This is a genomic window from Leclercia sp. GLN_9 (assembly GCF_043105735.1).
GTDB lineage: Bacteria > Pseudomonadota > Gammaproteobacteria > Enterobacterales > Enterobacteriaceae > Enterobacter > Enterobacter adecarboxylatus.
On the sequence record NZ_JBICLV010000023.1, the window covers coordinates 64,973 to 81,984 of the forward strand.

Annotated in this window: 16 protein-coding genes and 2 tRNA genes; 6 read left to right on the top strand and 12 right to left on the bottom strand. The window is 55.8% G+C overall.

All coding sequences use genetic code 11. The features are described 5' to 3' along the window. Positions 1-4: 4 nt before the first annotated feature. Positions 5-1,489 (top strand): guanosine-5'-triphosphate,3'-diphosphate diphosphatase, encoded by a 1,485-nt coding sequence (gene gppA, locus ACF8PE_RS16415; RefSeq protein WP_165718461.1) that lies wholly within the window; start codon positions 5-7, stop codon positions 1,487-1,489. A 45-nt stretch (positions 1,490-1,534) separates the two neighbouring features. Here gppA and rep read toward each other — a convergent pair whose 3' ends face one another. Next, positions 1,535-3,556 (bottom strand): DNA helicase Rep, encoded by a 2,022-nt coding sequence (rep, locus tag ACF8PE_RS16420; protein WP_392495075.1) that lies wholly within the window; start codon positions 3,554-3,556, stop codon positions 1,535-1,537. Between the two features lie 112 nt (positions 3,557-3,668). On the opposite strand from rep, the gene ppiC (ACF8PE_RS16425) reads away from it, so the two are divergent. Together ppiC (ACF8PE_RS16425) and ppiC (ACF8PE_RS16430) are read left to right on the top strand one after the other, a co-directional pair. Further along, entirely contained in the window at positions 3,669-3,950 is a 282-nt protein-coding gene (ppiC, locus tag ACF8PE_RS16425; protein ID WP_032615191.1) for a peptidylprolyl isomerase PpiC, read from the top strand. A gap of 49 nt (positions 3,951-3,999) precedes the next feature. After that, entirely contained in the window at positions 4,000-4,281 is a 282-nt protein-coding gene (gene ppiC, locus ACF8PE_RS16430; protein ID WP_032615193.1) for a peptidylprolyl isomerase PpiC, read from the top strand. 112 nt (positions 4,282-4,393) lie between these two features. Here ppiC (ACF8PE_RS16430) and ilvC read toward each other — a convergent pair whose 3' ends face one another. After that, positions 4,394-5,869, bottom strand: a complete 1,476-nt coding sequence (gene ilvC, locus ACF8PE_RS16435) for a ketol-acid reductoisomerase (RefSeq protein WP_032615195.1) — start codon at positions 5,867-5,869, stop codon at positions 4,394-4,396. A 152-nt stretch (positions 5,870-6,021) separates the two neighbouring features. On the opposite strand from ilvC, the gene ilvY reads away from it, so the two are divergent. Beyond that, on the top strand, positions 6,022-6,912 hold the full coding sequence (gene ilvY, locus ACF8PE_RS16440) for an HTH-type transcriptional activator IlvY (RefSeq protein ID WP_164541149.1): 891 nt from the start codon (positions 6,022-6,024) through the stop codon (positions 6,910-6,912). A 27-nt stretch (positions 6,913-6,939) separates the two neighbouring features. On the opposite strand, the gene ilvA is transcribed toward ilvY, so the two are convergent. The 7 genes from ilvA to ilvL form a co-directional block, all read right to left on the bottom strand. Continuing rightward, positions 6,940-8,484: a threonine ammonia-lyase, biosynthetic gene (gene ilvA / locus ACF8PE_RS16445; RefSeq protein ID WP_191152089.1), complete on the bottom strand. Its 1,545-nt coding sequence runs from the start codon at positions 8,482-8,484 to the stop codon at positions 6,940-6,942. 2 nt (positions 8,485-8,486) lie between these two features. Then, positions 8,487-10,337 (bottom strand): dihydroxy-acid dehydratase, encoded by a 1,851-nt coding sequence (gene ilvD, locus ACF8PE_RS16450; protein WP_032615201.1) that lies wholly within the window; start codon positions 10,335-10,337, stop codon positions 8,487-8,489. 60 nt (positions 10,338-10,397) lie between these two features. After that, positions 10,398-11,327 (bottom strand): branched-chain-amino-acid transaminase, encoded by a 930-nt coding sequence (gene ilvE / locus ACF8PE_RS16455; RefSeq protein WP_032615204.1) that lies wholly within the window; start codon positions 11,325-11,327, stop codon positions 10,398-10,400. Between the two features lie 16 nt (positions 11,328-11,343). After that, positions 11,344-11,613, bottom strand: coding sequence for an acetolactate synthase 2 small subunit (gene ilvM, locus ACF8PE_RS16460; protein ID WP_032615208.1), 270 nt, complete (start codon positions 11,611-11,613; stop codon positions 11,344-11,346). Next, complete coding sequence (gene ilvG / locus ACF8PE_RS16465) at positions 11,610-13,256, bottom strand: acetolactate synthase 2 catalytic subunit (RefSeq protein WP_032615211.1); 1,647 nt, start codon at positions 13,254-13,256, stop codon at positions 11,610-11,612. The genes ilvM and ilvG overlap by 4 nt, the downstream gene beginning before the upstream one ends. Before the next feature lie 2 nt (positions 13,257-13,258). Continuing rightward, entirely contained in the window at positions 13,259-13,309 is a 51-nt protein-coding gene (ilvX, locus tag ACF8PE_RS16470; RefSeq protein WP_196221615.1) for a peptide IlvX, read from the bottom strand. Between the two features lie 86 nt (positions 13,310-13,395). Then, positions 13,396-13,494, bottom strand: a complete 99-nt coding sequence (ilvL, locus tag ACF8PE_RS16475; protein WP_023620831.1) for an ilv operon leader peptide — start codon at positions 13,492-13,494, stop codon at positions 13,396-13,398. 341 nt (positions 13,495-13,835) lie between these two features. On the opposite strand from ilvL, the gene ACF8PE_RS16480 reads away from it, so the two are divergent. Beyond that, positions 13,836-15,356 (top strand): YifB family Mg chelatase-like AAA ATPase, encoded by a 1,521-nt coding sequence (locus ACF8PE_RS16480; RefSeq protein WP_204231706.1) that lies wholly within the window; start codon positions 13,836-13,838, stop codon positions 15,354-15,356. A gap of 25 nt (positions 15,357-15,381) precedes the next feature. Here ACF8PE_RS16480 and ACF8PE_RS16485 read toward each other — a convergent pair whose 3' ends face one another. Next, the gene (locus ACF8PE_RS16485; protein WP_032615215.1) at positions 15,382-15,720 is read right to left on the bottom strand and encodes a DUF413 domain-containing protein; all 339 of its coding nucleotides are present in this window, start codon (positions 15,718-15,720) and stop codon (positions 15,382-15,384) included. A 118-nt stretch (positions 15,721-15,838) separates the two neighbouring features. Between ACF8PE_RS16485 and hdfR the strand changes: the two genes are divergently transcribed. Then, positions 15,839-16,660 carry an HTH-type transcriptional regulator HdfR gene (gene hdfR, locus ACF8PE_RS16490; protein WP_032615217.1) on the top strand — a complete coding sequence of 274 codons (822 nt, stop codon included), beginning with the start codon at positions 15,839-15,841 and terminating at the stop codon, positions 16,658-16,660. Between the two features lie 102 nt (positions 16,661-16,762). Here the strand turns inward: hdfR and ACF8PE_RS16495 are convergent. Together ACF8PE_RS16495 and ACF8PE_RS16500 are read right to left on the bottom strand one after the other, a co-directional pair. Continuing rightward, positions 16,763-16,838 (bottom strand) — tRNA-Trp (locus ACF8PE_RS16495). Positions 16,839-16,888: 50 nt separating this feature from the next. Continuing rightward, positions 16,889-16,965: transfer RNA gene (locus ACF8PE_RS16500), tRNA-Asp, on the bottom strand. Positions 16,966-17,012: the final 47 nt, after the last annotated feature.

Sequence of the window (17,012 nt, forward strand, 5' to 3'; positions counted from 1 at the left end):
AACTATGCTCCGGTCCACCTCGCTCTATGCAGCTATTGATTTAGGTTCGAATAGTTTTCATATGCTGGTTGTACGCGAGGTGGCGGGAAGTATACAGACGCTAACGCGTATTAAGCGCAAGGTCCGTCTCGCGGCGGGCCTGAGTGCGGATAATCATCTCTCTCCTGAAGCCATAGAGCGCGGCTGGCAATGCCTGCGTCTCTTTGCCGAACGTCTGCAGGACATTCCTCCTCAGCAAATCCGTGTCGTTGCTACCGCAACCCTGCGTCTGGCAGTGAATGCCGGTGAGTTTATTGCCACCGCACAGGCGATCCTCGGTTGCCCGGTGCAGGTGATCAGCGGCGAAGAAGAAGCCCGCCTGATTTATCAGGGCGTGGCGCACACCACAGGCGGGGACGAACGTCGTCTGGTGGTGGATATCGGCGGCGCAAGCACTGAACTGGTCACGGGTATCGGTGCCCAGGCCACCTCCCTGAACAGCTTATCAATGGGCTGTGTCACCTGGCTTGAGCGCTACTTTAGCGATCGCAACCTGGCGCAAGAGAACTTCGATGAGGCAGAAAAAGCTGCCCGCGAGGTGCTGCGCCCGGTGGCGGATGAGCTGCGTTATCACGGCTGGAAGGTCTGCGTTGGCGCGTCCGGTACCGTCCAGGCGCTACAGGAAATCATGATGGCACAGGGGATGGATGAACGCATCACGCTGGCGAAACTGCAGCAGTTAAAGCAGCGCGCAATCCACTGTGGCCGTCTTGAAGAGCTGGAAATTGAAGGGCTGACTCTTGAGCGCGCCCTGGTTTTTCCCAGCGGGCTGGCGATCCTGATTGCCATCTTCACCGAACTGAATATTCAGTGCATGACCCTTGCGGGCGGTGCGTTACGGGAAGGTCTGGTCTACGGCATGCTGCATTTGGCCGTCGATCAGGATATTCGTAACCATACGCTGCGCAATATTCAGCGCCGGTTTATGGTGGATATCGAACAGGCGCATCGGGTTGCGAACCTGGCGGTCAGTTTCCTCGATCAGGTCGATAACGAGTGGCATCTGGAGCCGGTCAGCCGCGAACTGCTGGTTAGCGCATGCCAGTTGCACGAGATCGGCCTGAGCGTCGATTTCAAACAGGCGCCACTGCATGCCGCCTACCTGGTACGCAATCTCGATCTGCCCGGCTATACTCCGGCGCAGAAAAAACTGTTAGCCACGCTGCTGTTGAACCAGACCAATCCCGTCGATCTCTCTTCGCTCCACCAGCAAAATGCGGTACCACCGCGCGTCGCGGAACATCTCTGCCGCCTGCTGCGTCTGGCGATCCTCTTTGCCAGCCGTCGGCGTGACGACTTGCTGCCCGCCATCACCCTGACGGCGGAAGGCGAAAAGCTGACGTTGAACCTGCCGGAAAAGTGGCTGGATAATCATCCGCTGGGGGCAGAAATGCTGGTGCAGGAGTGCCAGTGGCAAAGCTATGTGCACTGGATACTTGACGCGCAATAACCCTGATGACATGCCCGGCAGCGCTACGCTTACCGGGCCTGTTAACTAACGGTTTTTTGCTTTCTCCATCATCGCGCGAATATTGGCGATACTGGCCTGGCCTTTATGCATCCGCTCTTCAGCGGTAATCACTTTGCGTTCCTGCTCCCAAAGCACATCATCCTGAGGTAATTCCAGCAGGAAGCGGCTCGGCTCCGGGCGCACCAGTTCCCCGTACTGACGGCGCTCTTTACACAGCGTAAAGGTCAGCTCTTTTTGCGCTCGCGTAATGCCCACATACGCCAGACGGCGCTCTTCGTCGACGTTATCTTCATCGATACTGCTCTGATGCGGCAGAATGCCCTCTTCCATGCCCACCAGATAGACATAGGGGAACTCCAGCCCTTTCGAGGCATGCAGGGTCATCAGCTGCACCTGATCCGCTTCTTCTTCGCTTTCGCCGCGCTCCATCATGTCACGCAGGGTAAAACGGGTGACGACCTGGGTCAGGGTCATTGGCTCGTCGATGTCGGACCCTTCCAGCATCTCGGTCATCCAGCTAAAAAGCTGGTTGACGTTCTTCATCCGCATCTCTGCCGCTTTCGGGCTGGCGGAGGTTTCATAAAGCCAGGATTCATAGTCGATGCCGCGGATCAGATCGCGCACCGCTGCGATCGGCTCTCGCTCGCTCAACTGCTGGATCTCGCGCAGCCAATGGGTAAAGCGGGTCAGTGATTCATAGCCACGCCCGGTTAAGGTATGGCTCAGGCCCATATCGAAACTGGCAGTCAGCAGGCTCTTATTGCGGGTCATTGCCCACTCGCCCAGTTTTTGCAGCGTTGCCGGGCCAATCTCCCGCTTCGGCGTATTCACGATCCGCAGAAACGCGCTGTCGTCATCCGGGTTAGTCAGCACGCGGAGGTAGGCGAGCAGATCTTTGATCTCCGGGCGCGAGAAGAACGAGGTGCCGCCGGAGATTTTGTACGGAATGCGGTTTTGCATCAGCATCTTTTCAAAGACGCGCGACTGGTGATTCCCGCGATAAAGAATGGCGTAATCTTTATAGTTGGTCTTATTCACAAAGTGATGAGCAATCAGCTCCCCCGCCACGCGTTCAGCTTCGTGATCTTCGTTATTGGCGCTCAGCACTTTAAGTTCAGTGCCATAACCCAACTCAGAGAAGAGGCGCTTTTCAAAGACGTGCGGGTTGTTGGCGATCAGGATGTTTGCCGCCTTCAGAATACGGCCGGATGAGCGGTAGTTCTGCTCAAGCTTGATCACCTGTAGTGCCGGGAAATCTTTGCTCAGCAGGACCAGGTTTTGCGGACGGGCACCGCGCCAGGAGTAGATCGACTGATCGTCATCGCCTACTACGGTAAACCGCGCGCGCTGCCCGACCAGCAACTTGACCAGCTCGTACTGGCTGGTGTTGGTGTCCTGATACTCATCCACCAGCAGATAGCGGATCTTGTTCTGCCAGCGTTCGCGCACCTCTTCATTGCGCTGCAGCAGCAGCGTAGGCAGCAGGATCAGATCGTCGAAATCGAGCACGTTACAAGCTTTCAGATGATCGTTATACAGGCTATAGCAGTGGGCGAAGATCCGATCCCGCTCGCCTTTGGCACTTGCCGCGGCCTGTTCGGGGTTCATCAGATCGTTTTTCCAGTTGGAGATCGTAGAGATCAACTGCTGCAGCACCGTTTTGTCGTCTTCGATTAGCCCTTCGGTAAGCTCTTTCAGCAACGCCACCTGGTCGGTATCGTCGAACAGGGAGAAGTTCGACTTCATGCCCAACGCCGCATATTCGCGCTTAATGATATCCAGCCCCAGGGTATGGAAGGTGGAGATCATCAGGCCGCGCGCCTCTTTACGCCCCAACGTCTGCCCGACACGCTCTTTCATCTCGCGCGCCGCTTTGTTGGTAAAGGTCACCGCCGCGATATGGCGTGCCTGATAGCCGCAGCCGCGGATCAGGTGGGCGATCTTGCTCGTGATGACGCGGGTTTTACCGGAACCCGCCCCTGCCAGCACCAGGCATGGTCCAGTAACGAATTCGACCGCTTGTTGTTGTCCAGGGTTTAAACGCATGGGAATATTGCTCAATCTTCGAACGGGGTGGGGATTGTAGCAGAAAGCCGGGCGCAGATTTACCGGCTAATGATAAAGTGAAGAAAACGCGATCAACCCCGAGAGCAGAACCATGAAAAAGAGCGCAGCGGCCCTGCACATTCTGGTAAAAGAAGAAAAACTGGCGCAGGAGATCCTCGCCAAACTGGCGCGCGGCATCAGCTTTGATCACCTGGCAAAACGCTATTCAAAATGCCCGTCCGGGCGTAACGGTGGCGATTTAGGTGAGTTTAAGCAGGGTGCGATGGTCGGCCCCTTCGATCAGGCGGTCTTCAGTTGCCCGCTACTCAAGCCTTACGGCCCGGTGAAAACCAAATTTGGCTACCATATCATTAAGGTGCTGTACCGCAGCTAACGCGTGGTATATTGCGCCCCGATTTAACTCAACCCTTCAAGGCACGATCATGGCTAAAACAGCGGCAGCAATGCACATCCTGGTAAAAGAAGAGAAACTGGCTCTGGAGCTTCTGGAGCAGATCAAGAACGGCGGCGACTTCGAGAAGCTGGCGAAAAAGCACTCCACCTGCCCATCAGGTAAAAAAGGCGGCCACTTAGGTGAATTCCGTCAGGGCCAGATGGTTCCGGCGTTCGATAAAGTGGTGTTCTCTTGCCCGGTGCTGGAGCCAACCGGCCCGCTGCACACCCAGTTCGGTTACCACATTATTAAAGTGCTGTACCGTAACTAATAAAAAGCCCGGAGTTTGAACTCCGGGCTTTTTTTCGGGTGGCAGCTACGCTTTACCCGGACTGTGACTCTTTTGCAGGTCGGGTAAGCAAAATGCCACCCGACATGCGCTTTTAGCCTGCTACCGCGATGCGTTTCATGTCGGTCATGTAGCCACGCAGCTTCTGGCCCACTTTCTCGATTTCGTGGCTGCGAATCGCTTCGTTTACGTCACGCAGCTGGGCGTTATCTACCGCGCCTTCGGTAATCGCTTTGCCCAGGTCGCCGGTCTGCAGCGTGGTCATGAACTCTTTCAGCAGCGGTACGCATGCGTAAGAGAACAGGTAGTTACCGTACTCCGCGGTATCCGAAATCACCACGTTCATTTCGTACAGACGCTTACGGGCGATGGTGTTCGCGATCAGCGGCAGCTCGTGCAGTGATTCGTAGTAAGCAGATTCTTCGATGATGCCGGAATCAACCATGGTTTCGAAGGCCAGCTCAACGCCTGCTTTCACCATCGCAATCATCAGAACGCCTTTATCGAAGTACTCCTGCTCGCTGATTTTGCCGTCGAACTGCGCAGCGGTTTCGAACGCGGTTTTGCCGGTCTCTTCACGCCAGGTCAGCAGGTTTTTGTCGTCGTTCGCCCAGTCAGCCATCATGCCGGAAGAGAACTCACCGGAGATGATGTCGTCCATGTGTTTCTGGAACAGCGGTGCCATGATGGTTTTCAGCTGCTCAGACAGCGCGAATGCACGCAGTTTTGCCGGGTTAGAGAGGCGATCCATCATCAGGGTAATACCGCCCTGCTTCAGCGCTTCGGTGATGGTTTCCCAGCCGAACTGAATCAGTTTCTCAGCGTATGCCGGGTCGGTGCCTTCTTCCACCAGCTTGTCAAAGCACAGCAGAGAGCCGGCCTGCAGCATACCGCACAGAATGGTCTGCTCGCCCATCAGGTCAGATTTTACTTCCGCAACGAAAGAAGATTCCAGAACGCCCGCACGGTGGCCACCGGTGGCCGCTGCCCATGCTTTGGCAATCGCCATGCCTTCGCCTTTCGGATCGTTTTCCGGGTGAACCGCGATCAGCGTTGGTACACCGAAACCACGTTTGTACTCTTCACGCACTTCAGTACCTGGACACTTAGGCGCTACCATCACTACGGTGATGTCTTTACGGATCTGCTCGCCCACTTCAACGATGTTGAAGCCGTGAGAGTAGCCCAGCGCTGCGCCGTCTTTCATCAGCGGCTGTACGGAACGTACAACGTCAGAGTGCTGTTTGTCTGGCGTCAGGTTAACCACCAGATCCGCCTGCGGGATCAGCTCTTCGTAGGTGCCTACTTTGAAGCCGTTTTCGGTAGCTTTACGCCATGAAGCGCGCTTCTCAGCAATGGCTTCTTTACGCAGGGCGTAGGAGATATCCAGACCGGAGTCACGCATGTTCAGGCCCTGGTTCAGACCCTGTGCGCCACAGCCGACGATGACCACTTTTTTACCCTGAAGGTAGCTCGCGCCATCAGCAAATTCATCGCGCGCCATGAAGCGGCATTTGCCCAACTGCGCCAACTGCTGGCGCAAGTTCAGTGTATTAAAGTAGTTAGCCATGGGTGATACCTCGTGATGTTGTGTGTCTTATTGTTCGGTTCGCTTTTCAGCGAGAATGTACCCACATTACAACAGGAAATTTATTGCGGAAATTGATATATTCACAACGTCATGTTGCAATTTCTGCAATGTAAAAACGGGGAGTGGAATCAGTGGATTTACGCGATCTGAAATTATTCCTGCATCTGGCGGAAAGCCGTCACTTTGGCCGCAGCGCACGCGCCATGCACGTCAGCCCCTCCACGCTTTCCCGCCAGATCCAGCGCCTGGAAGAGGACCTTGGCCAGCCGCTGTTTGTGCGCGACAACCGCACGGTGACGCTTACCGAAGCCGGGGAAGAGCTGCGCACGTTCGCCCAGCAAACCTTGTTGCAGTATCAGCAGTTGCGCCACACCATCGACCAGCAAGGGCCATCACTTTCCGGTGAGCTTCATATTTTTTGTTCCGTTACTGCCGCCTACAGTCACCTGCCGCCTATTCTTGATCGCTTCCGCGCCGAACATCCGTCGGTAGAGATCAAACTCACCACCGGTGATGCCGCCGACGCGATGGAAAAGGTGGTCACAGGCGAAGCGGATTTGGCCATTGCCGGGAAACCGGAAACCCTGCCAGGCGCGGTGGCGTTTTCGATGCTGGAAAATCTGGCGGTGGTGCTTATTGCCCCGGCGCTGCCTTGTCCGGTGCGCAATCAGGTCTCGGTGGAAAAACCAGACTGGTCAACGGTGCCCTTTATCATGGCCGACCAGGGACCGGTACGCCGCCGCATCGAGCTGTGGTTTCGTCGGCAGAAAATCAGTAATCCCTCGATTTACGCGACGGTGGGCGGGCATGAGGCGATGGTCTCGATGGTGGCGCTCGGCTGCGGCGTGGCGCTGCTGCCGGAAGTGGTGCTGGAGAACAGCCCGGAACCGGTGCGCAATCGCGTGATGATTTTAGAGCGCAGCGACGAGAAAACGCCGTTCGAGCTTGGCGTGTGCGCACAAAAAAAGCGGCTGCATGAGCCGCTTATTGATGCGTTCTGGAAAATTCTGCCCAACCACTAGCCGGAGCCTTATCCGGCTACGAGCCGTTTACCCTGCCAGGAAGAACCTGAACGCCGGGTTATGGGTCTCGTCATGGCAGTCGTAACCCAGCTCATTGAGGCGCGTTTCGAAATCCGGTTCATGCTCACCCAGTTCGAACGCCGCCAGCACGCGGCCATAATCGGTGCCGTGGCTGCGGTAATGGAACAGGGAGATGTTCCAGTACGTGCCCAGCGTATGCAAAAACTTCAGCAATGCACCCGGTGATTCCGGGAACTCGAAGCTGAACAGACGCTCCTGTAACGGTTTCGACGGACGCCCGCCTACCATGTAGCGAACGTGCAGCTTCGCCATCTCGTCATCAGAGAGATCCACTACGCTGTAACCGCCTTCATGCAGCAAGGAGAGGATCTCCTTTCGCTCGTCCAGACCGCGGCTTAAGCGCACCCCGACAAAAATGCATGCGTCTTTGGCATCGGCAAAGCGGTAGTTGAACTCCGTCACCGAACGACCACCCAACAGCTGGCAGAACTTCAGGAAGCTGCCCTTCTCTTCCGGGATGGTCACCGCCAGCAACGCTTCACGCTGCTCCCCCAGCTCGCAACGCTCGGAAACGTAGCGCAGACCGTGGAAATTAACGTTCGCGCCAGAGAGCACGTGGGCCAGACGCTCGCCGCGAATGTTGTGCTGCGCGATGTATTTCTTCATCCCCGCCAGCGCCAGCGCACCGGATGGCTCTGCCACCGCGCGCACATCCTCGAAGAGGTCCTTCATCGCCGCGCAGATAGCGTCGCTATCAACGGTGATGATGTCGTCGAGATATTCCTGGCAGACGCGGAAGGTTTCATCCCCGATGCGTTTCACCGCCACGCCTTCGGCAAACAGCCCGACGCGCGGCAGATCCACCGGATGACCGGCATCCAGCGCCGCCTTCAGGCAGGCAGAGTCTTCCGCTTCCACGGCAATGACTTTGATCTGCGGCATCAGCTGTTTGATCAGCACCGCGACCCCTGCCGCCAGCCCGCCCCCACCGACCGGAACAAACACCCGATCGAGATGGGCATCCTGCTGCAGCAGCTCCAGCGCCAGCGTGCCCTGGCCAGCAATCACCATCGGATGATCGAAGGGCGGCACCCAGGTAAAGCCCTGCTGCTGCGCCAGATCGATGGCTTTGGCTTTCGCTTCGTCAAAATTGGCACCGTGGAGCAGCACTTCGCCGCCAAATCCGCGCACCGCATCGACTTTAATATCTGCCGTTGCCACTGGCATGACGATCAGGGCTTTCAGCCCCAGTCGCGCAGCAGAGAACGCCACGCCCTGGGCATGGTTGCCTGCGGACGCCGTGATCACACCACGCGCTTTTTGCTCGTCGGTCAACCCGGCCATCATCGCGTAGGCACCGCGCAGTTTGAAGCTGTGTACCGGTTGACGGTCTTCACGCTTCACCAGAATGACGTTATCCAGCCGTGAAGAGAGCTTGTCCATTTTTTGCAGCGGGGTAACCTGCACCGCTTCATAGACCGGCGCACGCAGCACCGCCCGGAGATATTCTGCCCCCTCAGGGGCAGACGATAAAGGTTGGGATTCGGCCATCATTAGCCCCCGAGTTTGGATTTATCGCGCACCGCGCCTTTATCCGCACTGGTGGCAAGGGTAGCGTAAGCACGCAGGGCGAAGGAGACTTCGCGCTGACGATCTTTCGGCGTCCAGGCTTTGTCCCCACGCGCGTCCTGTGCCTCACGGCGGGCAGCAATTTCCTGAGGGCTCAGTTTCAGCTGAATACCACGATTCGGAATGTCGATTTCGATCAGATCGCCATCTTCGATGATCGCGATGTTACCGCCGCTGGCCGCTTCCGGCGAAACGTGACCGATTGAGAGACCGGATGTCCCCCCTGAGAAACGACCGTCGGTGATCAGGGCACAGGCTTTACCGAGACCCATAGATTTAAGGAAGGTCGTTGGGTAGAGCATCTCCTGCATCCCCGGCCCGCCTTTCGGTCCTTCGTAGCGGATCACCACGACATCGCCAGCCACAACTTTGCCGCCGAGGATCGCTTCCACCGCATCATCCTGACTTTCGTAGACTTTTGCCGGACCGGTGAATTTCAGGATGCTGTCGTCCACGCCTGCCGTTTTAACGATACAGCCGTTTTCCGCGAAATTACCGTAAAGCACCGCCAGGCCGCCATCTTTGCTGTAGGCATTTTCCAGCGAGCGAATGCAGCCTTCCGCGCGATCGTCATCCAGGGTGTCCCAGCGACAGTCCTGGGAGAACGCCTGCGTGGTACGGATACCTGCCGGGCCGGCGCGGAACATTTTTTTGACGGACTCGTCTTTGGTCAGCATCACGTCGTACTGATCCAGCGTTTGCGGCAGCGTCAGACCGAGCACGTTTTTCACGTCACGGTTCATCAGCCCTGCGCGATCTAACTCCCCGAGGATCCCCAGCACGCCACCCGCACGGTGAACATCTTCCATGTGGTATTTCTGCGTGCTTGGCGCAACTTTACACAGCTGCGGCACTTTGCGGGACAGCTGGTCGATGTCGGTCATGGTGAAATCAATTTCTGCTTCCTGGGCCGCGGCCAGCAGGTGCAGAACGGTGTTGGTGGAACCGCCCATGGCGATATCCAGAGTCATGGCATTTTCAAACGCCGCTTTGCTGGCGATATTGCGCGGCAGTGCGCTGGCATCGTCCTGCTCGTAGTAGCGTTTGGTCAGCTCAACAATGCGTTTACCGGCGTTAAGGAACAGCTCTTTGCGATCGGCGTGGGTCGCCAGCAGCGAGCCGTTACCCGGCTGAGACAGACCCAGCGCTTCGGTCAGACAGTTCATTGAGTTCGCAGTGAACATACCGGAACAGGAGCCGCAGGTCGGACACGCCGAACGCTCAACTTGCTCGCTCTGCTCGTCGGAGACTTTCGGGTCAGCACCCTGAATCATCGCGTCAACCAGGTCGAGCTTGATGATCTTGTCGGACAGTTTGGTTTTACCCGCTTCCATCGGACCGCCGGAAACGAAGATCACCGGGATGTTCAGGCGCAGGGAGGCCATCAACATCCCCGGGGTGATTTTGTCGCAGTTGGAGATGCAGACCATCGCATCGGCACAGTGGGCGTTAACCATGTACTCCACCGAGTCGGCAATCAGCTCGCGCGACGGCAGTGAATAAAGCATGCCCCCGTGCCCCATTGCGATCCCGTCATCCACGGCGATGGTATTGAACTCTTTCGCCACGCCGCCAGAGGCTTCAATCTGCTCGGCAACCAGCTTCCCGAGATCGCGCAGGTGCACGTGACCCGGTACAAATTGGGTGAAAGAGTTGACCACGGCGATAATCGGTTTGCCGAAATCGGCGTCGGTCATTCCGGTGGCGCGCCACAGCGCGCGGGCGCCCGCCATATTGCGGCCGTGAGTGGTAGTGGCGGAACGGTACTTAGGCATGCGTTATTTACTCCCGTCTATCTGGTAAATGGGACGGTGCGTGCCGTCCCATATTTATGCTTATTGATTAACCTGATCCAACCAACCCCATTTATCTTCGGTTTCACCGGTAAAGAGGCCAAAGAATGCTTCCTGGATACGTTTGGTCACCGGACCACGGCGGCCTTCGCCCACCTGGATGCCGTCAACGCTGCGCACTGGCGTGATCTCTGCCGCGGTACCGGACATAAAGATTTCATCGGCCAGGTACAGCGATTCACGGGACAGAACCTGCTCGCGCACTTCGATGCCCAGATCCTGCGCCAGCTTGATGATGGCGTCACGGGTGATGCCCGGCAGGGCTGAGGAGGTAAACGGCGGCGTGAACAGAATGCCATCTTTCACTTCGAACAGGTTCTCACCTGCACCTTCAGAGATATAGCCGTTCACATCCAGGGCAATACCCTCCTGATAGCCGTGGCGACGGGCTTCGCTGCCAACCAGCAGGGAGGAGAGGTAGTTACCGCCCGCTTTTGCTGCGGTCGGGATGGTGTTTGGTGCCACACGGTTCCAGGAGGAAACCATCGCGTCGATCCCCTGCTCCAGCGCTTCTGCGCCGAGGTAGGCTCCCCACGGGAACGCGGCGATGATCACATCAGTGGTGTAACCGGCTGGCGGGTTGACGCCCATACCCACATCGCCCACAAATACCAGAGGACGAATATAGGCGCTGGTCAGGTTGTTTTTGCGCAGGACGGCGCGGCAAGCTTCCATCAGCTCATCCACGCTCTGGGAAACCGGGAAACGATAAATTTTGGCTGAATCACGCAGACGCTGCATGTGTTCGCGATGACGGAACACAACCGGACCTTTGTGTGAGTCGTAGCAACGGATGCCTTCAAAAACAGACGTACCGTAGTGAAGCGCGTGGGACATCACGTGGACTTTAGCGTCCTCCCAGCGAATCATCTCACCATTGGACCAAATGAAATCAGCTTTTTTCGTCGTCATTTTTCTTCCTTTGCGCTCAGGCGCGAATTTGTTGTGTTTGTGATGTAGCGGCACGCTGCTGGATATCGACCCGGGCGACGTCGACCAGTTTGCTCAACTGGCTAAACAGTAATTCGACGGGGCGCTGGCTGGCAACGGTCAATTCGATATTTATGTTTTGCGCGTCGGTGGCGGTTTCCATGTTCATCGAACATATCTGGAACCCACGATGGCGCACCACGCGCAATACACGTTCTAACGTTTCCGGGTTGAAGCGAGCCTGCACGGCGACCTGATGTTGCATCATGATAATTTCTCCAGCATTTGTGAGTTACTGGCGCCGGGCGGCACCAACGGCCAGACATTCTCAAGTTCGTCGATTGAGACATGAAGCAGGTAAGGCCCCTTGCTTGACAGCATTTCATCAAGTGCCGCTTCAACCTGGTCTTTACGGGTGATGTGCTGGCCAGGAATGCCGAAGGCGCTGGCCAGAACGAGGAAATCGGGGTTATCGGTCAGGGTGGTTTCGCTGTAACGCTCCTGGAAAAAGAGCTGCTGCCACTGGCGCACCATGCCTAAACGTTGGTTATCCAGCAGTACGATCTTCACCGGCAGTTGCTTGCGCTTGATGGTGCCCAACTCCTGCACGTTCATCATGAAGGAGCCATCACCAGAGACACAGATCACCGTATCGTCCGGGCGCGCCACCTGGGCACCTACCGCAGCTGGCAATCCGAAGCCCATCGTGCCTAAGCCGCTTGAAGTAATGAAGTTTTCCGGGCGCGTGTAAGTCATATGCTGCGCTGACCACATCTGATGCTGACCCACGTCGGTGGTCACGACACTGTTGGCCGGTTTGCGATCCGACAGCTGCTTGAGCAGCAACGGCGCGAAGATCGCGTCGCCAGGATGGTCGTAGCGCCAGGCGTGTTCGCGGCGCATTTCTGCCGCATGCTGCCGCCACGCATCGATCGCTAAAGTCTGCTGTAACGCAGGTAACAGCGCGTTGAGATCGCCCTGCAAGGCCACGTGTGCCTGGCGGAGCTTATTCATCTCTGCCGGGTCGATATCCATATGAATGACTTTGGCATTCGGTGCGAAGGTATTCAGCTTGCCGGTTACGCGATCATCAAAACGCGCACCCACGGCGATCAGCAGGTCACACTCCTGCACGGCGAGGTTGGCGGCTTTCGTGCCGTGCATCCCCAGCATGCCAAGGTAGTACGGGTAATCGGCATCCACCGCGCCCAGCCCTTTTAACGTGCAGGCAGCGGGCATCCGGGTAGTGGCAATAAATTCGCGCAGGGCCGGAACCGCTTGCGCCATCCCTACTCCGCCGCCTACATAGAGGATCGGCTTTTGCGCATGGGCCAGCATCTGGCTGGCCTCGCTGACTTCTGCAAATGGAAACGCATCATCATTCTCAACGGTGGAGAAGTGCGGCTCCAGATCCCCTAACGCAACCTGGATATCTTTCGGGATATCAACCAGCACCGGGCCTGGACGGCCTGAGTTTGCCACCTCAAAGGCTTCCGCCATGACGCGCGGCAGCTCTTCCAGGGATTGCACGAGGAAGCTGTGTTTTGTGCAAGCCAGTGACAAACCGAGAACGTCCACTTCCTGGAAAGCATCGGTGCCGATGAAAGGGGAAGCGACCTGGCCGGTGATGGCCACCACGGGAACAGAATCAAGCAGTGCATCAGCCAGACCGGTGATCAGGTTGGTTGCGCCCGGGCCGGAGGTCGCCATGCAGACGCCGGTTTTCCCGGTTGCACGCGCATAGCCAATGGCCGCCATCGCTGCACCCTGCTCGTGTCGGCACAACAGATGTTCCACGCCGCCGTCATACAAAGCATCGTAAATCGGCATAATTGCGCCGCCCGGGTAACCGAAGATGGTATCGACTCCCTGCGCTCGCAACGCATGTACTACCCACTGTGCGCCATTCATAGTTACTTCCCCGTCGTAAATCGAGAGAAACAGAATTTTGTGCTACTACTCATGTTCTGCTCCTCGCTTATGTTTTAAGGTCATAAAAAAACCCCCGGACCTTTCGGTGCGGGGGTCTTAGTTCGTTAAGGCTTGATTATTAAGCCTTTCCTCGTCCAAGTGCAGCCCCGCACGGTGGGATAATAATCACCACCACGCTAATCACGACCAGGCTAATCACTAGTAGAAGGGCTGTCATTTTCTGTTCTTTTTGCATCTTGTTCGAAGGAATACCTAAAGAGTTATCACAGATATCGAACCGAACACAACATTTTTTTATAATCCACTTTCTTATTACGCTAATAATTTAGATAAATATCATTGTTTTTTATGACAAAAATAGAAAATGAATTAATTTCACTTTTTTGTGCGCAGGAGAGGCGAGAAGAAATGCTTATTACGATCTGCGAGCGGGCTTCCATGACGATGAAAAGATTACAATTTCGTAAAAATATTCAGGAACAGGCCGTGTAAAAACACCCTTTGCCGGTAAAGGTCATCACATCACCGTGACATAGTGGCGCTTCAAGGAGGGTCTTTATGTCACTGTCGGTTGTTTATACCCGCGCTGCGTTAGGCGTCAAAGCGCCGCTGATTTCCGTTGAGGTTCACCTCAGTAATGGCCTGCCGGGCTTAACCCTGGTCGGCCTGCCAGAAACCACCGTCAAGGAAGCCAGAGACCGGGTACGCAGCGCAATCATCAATAGCGGTTATACCTTTCCGGCCAAAAAGATCACCATCAACCTGGCGCCTGCCGATTTACCCAAGGAAGGCGGGCGATATGATTTACCTATCGCCATTGCGCTTCTCGCTGCCTCTGAGCAGCTCTCCTCTTCCAGACTGAGCACATACGAGTTCGTGGGTGAGCTGGCGCTTACAGGCGCATTAAGAGGGGTTCCCGGCGCAATATCGGGTGCCCTGGCGGCCATTCAGGCTGGCAGAGAGATTATTGTCGCCAATGATAATGCTGCCGAAGTTAGCCTTATTGAACAAAAAGGCTGTCTGGTGGCCGGGCATTTGCAGGAGGTATGCGCCTTTCTTGAAGGCCGACACGAGCTGGCTGCGCCCGTTCAGGAGCCATTCGCGATAGAAAAGAGCGACCGGGACATCAGAGATATCATCGGTCAGGAACAAGGTAAACGGGCGCTGGAGATCACTGCGGCTGGCGCGCACAATCTGCTGCTGATTGGCCCCCCTGGTACCGGTAAAACCATGCTCGCGAGCCGACTTGATGGCCTGCTCCCGCCACTCAGCAACCATGAAGCGCTGGAGAGTGCGGCAATCCTGAGCCTCGTTAACGCCTCATCGATGTATAAGCAGTGGCGTCAGCGCCCTTTTCGCGCACCGCACCACAGCGCCTCGCTCGTGGCCATGGTGGGCGGGGGCGCGATTCCCGTGCCGGGTGAGATCTCACTGGCGCATAACGGCATTCTCTTTCTGGACGAGTTACCTGAGTTTGAAAGACGTGTACTGGATGCCTTACGCGAGCCTATCGAATCCGGGCAGATAAATATCTCCCGCACCCGCGCAAAGATCAGTTATCCCGCTCGCTTTCAGCTTATCGCCGCCATGAATCCCAGCCCAACGGGGCACTATCAAGGCAACCATAATCGCTGTTCGCCAGAGCAGACGCTTCGCTATCTGGGGCGCTTATCGGGGCCATTTCTGGATCGCTTCGATTTATCGCTTGAGATTCCGCTACCGCCGCCAGGGTTATTAAGCCAGACGCATACCAAAGGAGAATCCAGCATCACCGTGCGAAACAGAGTGATTGCTGCGCAGGAGCGACAGCGGGTAAGACAACATAAACTCAATGCTCACCTGGATAATGCGGAGATACGCAGGTATTGCTTACTTGCGGCAGAAGACGCCCTGTGGCTGGAAGAGACCCTTACCCGATTTGGCCTGTCGGTGCGTGCCTGGCAGCGGCTGTTGAAGGTGGCCCGTACGATTGCCGATCTGGAAGAGAGTGAAACGATTGAACGCAGGCACCTGCAGGAAGCCCTGAGCTATCGCGCTATCGATCGCTTGCTGCTGCACCTGCAAAAGATGCTGAGATGAAAAAAGGGGCCGTAGCCCCTTTTTCTTAATCGTCTGACTCGGTGTAGTCTTCTGCACCTTCCATCTGTGGTTTACCACCAGACAGAGTATGGAACCGTTTTGGACGCTTGATACGGCCCATATACTTGATCCATACGCGCTCCGCTTCCGTTACCGGCTCACGCTCGCCACGGCAGACGGCTACAAACGATTTTTCGTCTTCAGTGGTGGGTTCACGTTTTCCCAAATCCAGTTCATTGAAGGCATAACCGTGGCGCTCAAGCAGTTGTGCTTCTTTGATGGTGAAATCACCATGGCGAGAAAATCCGCGTGGATAATTTTTATTGTCGAAAAAACGATTAGTCGTCGTAAAGCTTTCCGCCATCCTACACGCTCCTATATCTTTGGCCGAGCTATTTATGGCGCGGAGTATTAGTTACGCTTGACAGAGCGTCCAACAAAACATTTAAATCATAACGACAAATTATTTTGCGGAGAAAACCGTGGATACGGAATTGCTAAAAACTTTCCTCGAAGTGAGCAGAACTCGCCACTTCGGGCGCGCCGCAGAAGCGCTTTATCTGACTCAGTCGGCGGTGAGCTTTCGTATTCGTCAGCTTGAAAATCAGCTTGGGGTGAACCTTTTCACTCGTCATCGCAACAACATTCGCTTAACGCCCGCAGGTGAAAAACTTCTGCCCTATGCAGAGACTCTGATGAACACCTGGCAGGCCGCGCGTAAAGAAGTAGCTCATACCTCAAAGCATAATGAGTTTTCTATTGGTGCCAGTGCCTCTTTGTGGGAATGCATGCTAAGCCCCTGGCTTAGCCGTTTGTATCGCTCTTATGGGCAGCTACAGTTCGAGGCGCGCATTGCGCAGCGGCAGTCGCTGGTAAAGCAGTTACATGAACGACAGCTGGATCTGCTGATCACCACCGAAGCACCGAAAATGGATGAATTTAGCAGCCAGATCCTCGGGCAATTTACCTTGGGGCTTTATGCGGCTGAACCTTCGGCCATGAAGAGCGACCTGAATTATCTGCGACTAGAGTGGGGACCTGATTTCCAGCCGCATGAGGCGGGTTTGATTGCCATTGATGATGTGCCGGTCCTGACCACCAGTTCCGCTGAGATAGCCTGCCAGCAACTGGCATCGCTAAAAGGCTGCACCTGGTTACCACAGCGCTGGGCGAGTCAGAAATCCGGCCTGTATACGGTGACGGATTCAGTCCTGCTCCAGAGGCCACTGTATGCCATCTGGCTACAGAACAGTGACAAGCAAGGGCAAATTAAAGATCTGCTTAAAATCAATGTGATGGATTAAGAGAAATGTTGCAGGGACGCAACGCAAAGAGGTTAAAAAAGGGAAGTTTGGGCTTTCTTAGACGCAAAAAAAATCCTTTGCCGAAGCAAAGGATCCTTTATATGGCAGGGGCGGAGAGACTCGAACTCGCGACACCCGGTTTTGGAGACCGGTGCTCTACCAACTGAGCTACGCCCCTAAATTTCTTACCACTAAGCCTGCTAATAAAGCAGGCTTAGTTTAAATAGGTGGCGGAACGGACGGGACTCGAACCCGCGACCCCCTGCGTGACAGGCAGGTATTCTAACCGACTGAACTACCGCTCCACCGAATACTTCTGTAACCACCGGGTTACTGCCCCGGTTCACTACGT